The sequence below is a fragment of the Pseudolysinimonas sp. genome (genome assembly GCF_044239695.1).
Taxonomy (GTDB): Bacteria; Actinomycetota; Actinomycetes; order Actinomycetales; family Microbacteriaceae; genus Pseudolysinimonas_A.
Map to the genome: position 1 here is coordinate 1 of NZ_JBIIAW010000136.1, position 6224 is coordinate 6224.

General features: G+C 70.1%; 6 protein-coding genes and 1 pseudogene. 1 reads left to right on the top strand and 6 read right to left on the bottom strand.

What is annotated here, in order from left to right; all coding sequences use genetic code 11:
* The coding region (locus ACILQS_RS14905) for a septum formation family protein (RefSeq protein WP_395640911.1) at nucleotides 1-442 on the top strand (442 nt) is incomplete at its 5' end.
* Between the two features lie 15 nt (nucleotides 443-457).
* On the opposite strand, the gene ACILQS_RS14910 is transcribed toward ACILQS_RS14905, so the two are convergent.
* The 6 genes and pseudogenes from ACILQS_RS14910 to ACILQS_RS14935 form a co-directional block, all read right to left on the bottom strand.
* Nucleotides 458-1318, bottom strand: a complete 861-nt coding sequence (locus tag ACILQS_RS14910; protein ID WP_395640912.1) for a fumarylacetoacetate hydrolase family protein — start codon at nucleotides 1316-1318, stop codon at nucleotides 458-460.
* Nucleotides 1315-2559 carry a dihydrolipoamide acetyltransferase family protein gene (locus ACILQS_RS14915; RefSeq protein ID WP_395640913.1) on the bottom strand — a complete coding sequence of 415 codons (1245 nt, stop codon included), beginning with the start codon at nucleotides 2557-2559 and terminating at the stop codon, nucleotides 1315-1317. The genes ACILQS_RS14910 and ACILQS_RS14915 overlap by 4 nt, the downstream gene beginning before the upstream one ends.
* Nucleotides 2556-3581 carry an alpha-ketoacid dehydrogenase subunit beta gene (locus tag ACILQS_RS14920; RefSeq protein WP_395640914.1) on the bottom strand — a complete coding sequence of 342 codons (1026 nt, stop codon included), beginning with the start codon at nucleotides 3579-3581 and terminating at the stop codon, nucleotides 2556-2558. Before ACILQS_RS14920 ends, ACILQS_RS14915 begins: the two co-directional genes overlap by 4 nt.
* Nucleotides 3578-4675, bottom strand: coding sequence for a pyruvate dehydrogenase (acetyl-transferring) E1 component subunit alpha (gene pdhA, locus ACILQS_RS14925; RefSeq protein ID WP_395640916.1), 1098 nt, complete (start codon nucleotides 4673-4675; stop codon nucleotides 3578-3580). The genes ACILQS_RS14920 and pdhA overlap by 4 nt, the downstream gene beginning before the upstream one ends.
* Nucleotides 4676-4706: 31 nt before the next feature.
* Nucleotides 4707-6002 (bottom strand): citrate synthase, encoded by a 1296-nt coding sequence (locus ACILQS_RS14930; RefSeq protein ID WP_395640915.1) that lies wholly within the window; start codon nucleotides 6000-6002, stop codon nucleotides 4707-4709.
* A gap of 57 nt (nucleotides 6003-6059) precedes the next feature.
* Nucleotides 6060-6224: pseudogene (locus ACILQS_RS14935) on the bottom strand (succinyldiaminopimelate transaminase); the annotation flags it as partial.

Sequence of the window (6224 nt, forward strand, 5' to 3'; positions counted from 1 at the left end):
TCACTCGCGGGTGTCGACGAGTAGTCGTCAGGCTGTCGCTCTCGCGGGCTGCAGCATCCTCACCGGCGTCCCGGAGGGGGAGCAGGACGTCTTCTCGCTGAAGGTCGGCGACTGCATCAACACGACCGGAACGGGGGACGAGATCAGCTCGATCCCCGTCGTGCCGTGCGACGAGCCGCACGACCAGGAGATCTTCGACCGCTTCGACATCTCGGGCGACACGTTCCCCGGCGACACGGCGGTCGAGGAGGAACGCGTCGCCTACTGCAACGGCGACGCCTTCGAGACGTTCGTCGGGCTCGCCTACGACGACTCGAAGTACGCCACGAGCGGCCTGACCCCGACCCAGTCGAGCTGGGACAACGGCGACCGCGAGGTGCTCTGCACGATCGACGACCCGGCCGGTCAGACCACCGGGTCGCTCGAGGGCATCACCCAGTAGCACCGACCGGACGGGTCACCCGGCGGCGACGAGCGTCTGCCGCTGGGTGCCCAGTCCGTCGATCGCCAGCTCGACCACGTCGCCCGCGACGAGGAAGCGCGGCGGGGTGAATCCCGCCCCGACCCCTGGCGGCGTGCCGGTCGCGATCAAGTCGCCGGGCTCGAGCGTGAGGAACCGGCTCAGGTAGCGCACGATGAACAGCGGGTCGAAGATCATCGTCGCGGTCGAGCCGTTCTGCCGGATCTCGCCGTTGACCGCGCTCGTCATCGCGAGGGCACGGATGTCGGCGAACTCCTCCGGTGTCGCGAGCCAGGGTCCGGTCGGGCAGAACGTCGGCGCCGACTTCCCCTTCATGAACTGACCCGAGCGCTCCTGCTGGAACTCCCGCTCGCTCACATCGTTGACCAGCACGAAGCCGGCGATCGCCGCGGCGGCCTCCTCGTCGGTCTCCAGGTACGAGGTGCGCCGACCGATGACGATGCCCAGCTCGACCTCGTAGTCGGTCTTGCGGGAGTCGCGCGGGATGACCAGGTCGTCGTCGGGACCGCTGATGGAGTTCGGCGACTTGCTGAAGATCAGCGGTTCCGGCGGCACGGCGTGCCCGATCTCGGCGGCGTGGTCGGCGAAGTTCATGCCGATCCCGACGATCTGATGCGGCCGCGCGATCGCCGCCCCGATGCGCTCCCCGGCGAAGCGCACGACGCGGCCGGCAGCGGCCCGGCGGTCGACCTCGTCACGCAGCCCGGCGATGCCGAGACCGCCGAAGAACTCCTCGCCGAAGTCGGCGGTGAGATCGGAGACGTCGACGTAGTGGTCGTCGTCGATCCGCACGACCGGGCGCTCGGCGCCCCGTTCGCCGATCCGCATGAGTCTCATCGGTCCCCCAGTTCGTCGGTGTCGACCCGTTCCAGCATCGCCCCGAGCTCGGCGAGGAACATCGAACCCTGGGCCCCGTCGACGACCCGGTGGTCGAACGACAGGCTGAGGGTCATCACCTCGCGCAGCGCGAGGCCTCCCTCGAACTCCCACGGACGGCGCTGCGCCGCGCCGAGAGCGAGGATGCCGGCCTCGCCCGGATTGAGGATCGGGGTGCCGGCTTCGACGCCGAAGACGCCGATGTTGGTGATCGTGAAGGTGCCGCCGGTGAGCCGTTCGGGAGTCGCCTTCCCGGCCCGCGCCTCGGTCGTCAGCGTGGCAAGAGCCTCGGCCATCCCCGACAGTCCCAGCGTTCCGGCGTCCTTGACGTTCGGCACGACGAGCCCGCGATCGGTCGCGGCCGCGATCCCCAGGTTGACGTAGCCGTACTGCACGATCTCCTGGGTGGCGTCCTCCCAGCGGGAGTTGAGCTCGGGATGCGCCGCGAGCCCCAGACACACCGCGCGCGCGACGATCGCGAGGAGCCCGACCTTCGTCCCCCGCTCGGCGGTGAGCCGGGCGGCCAGGTCGCGGGCGGGCGTGACGTCGATCGTGTGGAAGACGGTGACGTGCGGGGCCGTGAACGCACTCGCGACCATCGCCGCCGCCGTGTGCTTGCGCACGCCGCGGATCGGGATGCGGGTGACGGGGCCGGCGTCGACGACGCGATTCGCGACCGACGCGACGTCGTCGCGCGTGATGAGTCCGCCCGGGCCGGTGCCGGTCACCCGCTCGAGATCGATGCCGAGCTGGCGGGCGAGATGGCGCACGGGCGGCGTCGAGCGCGGGCGCTCCCCCCGATCGCGACGCACCACGGCGGCCGCGGGACGCGCCCCCTCGGGCACCTTGCGAGCGCGTCGCACCGGACGGCCGGAGTGCTCGGGTCGGGCCCCGTAGCCGACGAGGTTCGGAGCGGGTGACTCCTCGACGGCCGCGGGCGCGGGCGCGGTGGTGGCCGCCTCGGTGACCGCGAAGGTCACCAGCGGGTCGCCGACGTTGACCGTCTCCCCCTCCCGGGCGTGCAACTCGGCGACCACCCCCGTGTACGGCGACGGCAGCTCGACCAGGGCCTTCGCGGTCTCGACGTCGGCGATGATCTGGTTGAGGGCGACGACATCCCCTTCGGCGACCCGCCAGGTGACGAGGTCGGACTCCGTCAGCCCCTCGCCCAGGTCGGGCAGCCGGAACTCCCGCAGGGTCATGCGCGCTCCCCCGACGGCGCGGGGATCCGGCCGAGCACCTGGTCGACGCCGTGGAGGATGCGGTCGAGATCGGGCACGTGGTGCTTCTCGAGCCGGGCGGGCGGGTAGACGATGTCGTGCCCGGTGACGCGCACCGGAGCCGCCTCGAGGAAGGTGAAGCACCGCTCGGTGATGGTCGCCGCGATCTCCGCTCCGAGCCCACCGCTCAACGGAGCCTCGTGCACCACGACGAGACGCCCGGTGCGACGCACCGACGCCGCGACGGTGTCGTAGTCGATCGGGGAGAGCGAGCGCAGGTCGATGACCTCGATCGAGATCCCCTCCTCGGCGGCGGCGGTGGCGGCATCCAAGGCGGTCGGCACGAGCGCGCCGAACGTGACGAGCGTGACCTGGTCGCCGGAACGGGCCACCCGGGCGGCGCCCATCGGCAGATCGACGGCGTCCTCGTCGACCTCGCCTTTGACGTGGTACCGGCGCTTGGGTTCGAAGAAGATGACCGGGTCGTCGCAGGCGATGGCCTGCCGCAACATCGTGTGGGAGTCCTGGGGCGTCGCGGCGGTGACGACCCGCAGCCCGGGAGTGTGCGCGAAGAGGGCCTCGGGGCTGTCGGAATGGTGCTCGGCCGAACCGATGCCGCCGCCGACCGGGATGCGGATCGTGAGCGGCAGGGTCACCGCCCCGCGCGTGCGGGAGTGCATCCGCGCGAGTTGGGACACGATCTGGTCGAACGCCGGGTAGACGAAGCCGTCGAACTGGATCTCGCAGACCGGCCGGTACCCCCGGAAGGCGAGGCCGATGGCCGTGCCCAGGATCGCCGACTCCGCGAGCGGGGTGTCGACGACCCGGTGCGCCCCGAACTGCGCCTGGAGACCGTCGGTGATGCGGTAGACGCCGCCGAGCACGCCGACGTCCTCGCCCATCACGACCACCTTCGGGTCGTCGGCGAGGGCACGATGCAGACCGCGATTGAGAGCCCTGCCGAGCGTCGTCACCTGCGCTCCCTGCGGCGGCGCGAGCGTCACTCGACGAACCCGTCGAGGTAGTGCGCGTAGTCGGCCCGCTGACGGTCGATTCCCGCGTGCCGTTCGGCGTAGACGTGGTCGAACACCGCGAGCGGAGGCGGGTCGGTGATCGCCAGGCAGCCCGCGCGCAGTTCGGCGGCGGCCGCATCCGACTCCCCGGCGATGCGCTCGTCGGCGGCGGCATCGAGCACCCCCTGGGCGCGCAGGTGCTCGGCCAGGCGCGAGATCGGGTCGCGCCCCCGCCATTCCTCGAGTTCGGCGGCGTCGCGGTAGCGGGTCGGATCGTCGGCCGTCGTGTGCGGGCCCATGCGGTACGTGACCGCTTCGATGAACGTCGGGCCTTCCCCCGCCCGGGCCCGCTCGAGGGCGACGGCGGTCGCCGCGGCGACGGCGAGCACGTCGTTGCCGTCGACGCGCAGCGACGGGATGCCGAACCCCGTCGCCCGGTCGGCGAGATCCACGCGGGACTGCACCCGCACCGGCTCCGAGATCGCCCACTGGTTGTTCTGGCAGAAGAACACGACCGGCGCGCCGAAGGACGCCGCGAAGACCATCGCCTCGGCGACATCCCCTTCGCTCATCGCGCCGTCGCCGAAGTACGTGACCGCGACCGAGTCGGAACCGTCGTTGCGGATGCCCATCGCGTACCCGGTGGCGTGCAGGGTCTGCGCGCCGATGATCACCTGCGGCGTCGCCATGTTGATCGAGAACGGATCCCAGCCGGACGCCGTCGTGCCCCGCCAGACCCGCACGAGGTCGGTGAGATCGACCCCGCGCACGTAGGCCACGGCGTGCTCGCGGTAGCTCGAGAAGACGAAGTCGTCGGCTCTGAGCATCCGCGCCGAGCCGATCTGAGCCGCTTCCTGACCGAGCAGCGGCGGCCAGAGTGCGAGCTCCCCCTGCCGCTGGAGCGCCGTCGCCTCCGCGTCGAGACGCCGCACGACGACCATGTCGCGATACAGGGCGAGCAGCTCCTCGGGACCGAGGTGCGCCACATAGCGGTCGTAGTCGGGCGACGGCACGCGGGCCCCACGCTCGGTCAGCAGTTGCAGGAACACGACGACACCGTCCTCGAGAACCGTGACGACACCCAGCGCGTCGCCCGAAGATCGTACTGCGGGAGCGTCAGCGCCCGGTCGGCCAGGACCGCGCCGGGGGGCCGACGTACAACTGCTGCGGGCGGCCGATCTTGGTCGCCGGGTCGGAGACCTGCTCCCGCCAGTGCGCGATCCAGCCGGGCAGTCGGCCGATCGCGAAGAGCACCGTGAAGGTGCGCGCCGGGAAGCCCATCGCCTTGTAGATCACTCCGGTGTAGAAGTCGACGTTGGGGTAGAGCTTCCGCTCGATGAAGTAGTCGTCGGCGAGCGCCGCCTCCTCGAGCTGCTTGGCGATGTCGAGCAGCGGATCCTTCACCCCGAGGTCGGCGAGCACCTCGTCGGCGCTCTCCTTCACGAGCTTCGCGCGCGGGTCGAAGTTCTTGTAGACGCGGTGACCGAAGCCCATCAGCTTCACCCCGTCCTCCTTGTTCTTCACGCGCTCGACGAACTTCTGCACGCTTTCGCCCGATTCCTGGATGCGGTGCAGCATCGAGAGGACCGCCTCGTTCGCGCCGCCGTGGAGCGGACCGTAGAGGGCGTTGATGCCGGCCGAGATCGAGGCGAAGATGTTCGCCTCGGTCGAGCCGACGAGACGCACGGTCGACGTCGACGCGTTCTGCTCGTGGTCCTCGTGCAGGATGAGCAACCGGTCGAGCGCGTTCACCAGCACCGGGTTGATGTCGTAGGGCTCGGCCATGTTGCCGAAGTTGAGCTTCAGGAAGTTCTCGACGAACGACAGCGAGTTGTCGGGGTAGAGGAACGCCTGCCCGAGCGACTTCTTGTGCGCGTAGGCGGCGATGACCGGCAGCTTCGCGAGGAGGCGGACCGTGTTGATCTCGACCATCTCGGGGTTGTGCGGGTCGAGGTCGTCTTCGTAGTAGGTCGACAGGGCCGACACGGCGCTGGAGAGCACCGACATCGGGTGCGCGGTGTGCGGCAGCGCCTGGAAGAACGTCTTGAGGTCTTCGTGGAGCAACGTGTGGTGCCGGATGCGGTTCTCGAAGTCGGCGAGCTCGCTCTGCGTCGGCAGTTCGCCGTAGATCAGCAGCCAGGCCACCTCGAGGTAGGTCGAGTTGCGGGCGAGATCCTCGATCGCGTACCCGCGATACCGCAGGATGCCGGCATCCCCGTCGATGTAGGTGATCGCGCTCTTCGTCGAGGCCGTGTTCACGAAGCCCTGGTCGAGGGCGGTCAGCCCCGTCGACTTCATGAACGTGGAGACGTCGACGCTGTCCCGGCCATCGACGGCTCTGACGAGGGGGAACTGGGCGGTCGTGTCGCCGTAGGAGAACGTGGCCGTGTCCGGCCCTTCGGATTCGCTCACCTCTACAGCCTAGAGGCCCCTCCGAGGCAGCATGACGAGCCCCAAGAAAGCGCGGCTTCAGTTGGAGATAGCTGCCAAACGGTCGACCGCGGCGGCGATCCGCTCGTCGGTGGCGGTCAGTGAGAACCTGACGTGGTCGCCACTGGCCGCGCCGTAGAACGACCCGGGGGTGGCAAGGATGCCGAGATCGGCGAGGGCCGCGACGGTGGTCCAGCAGTCCTC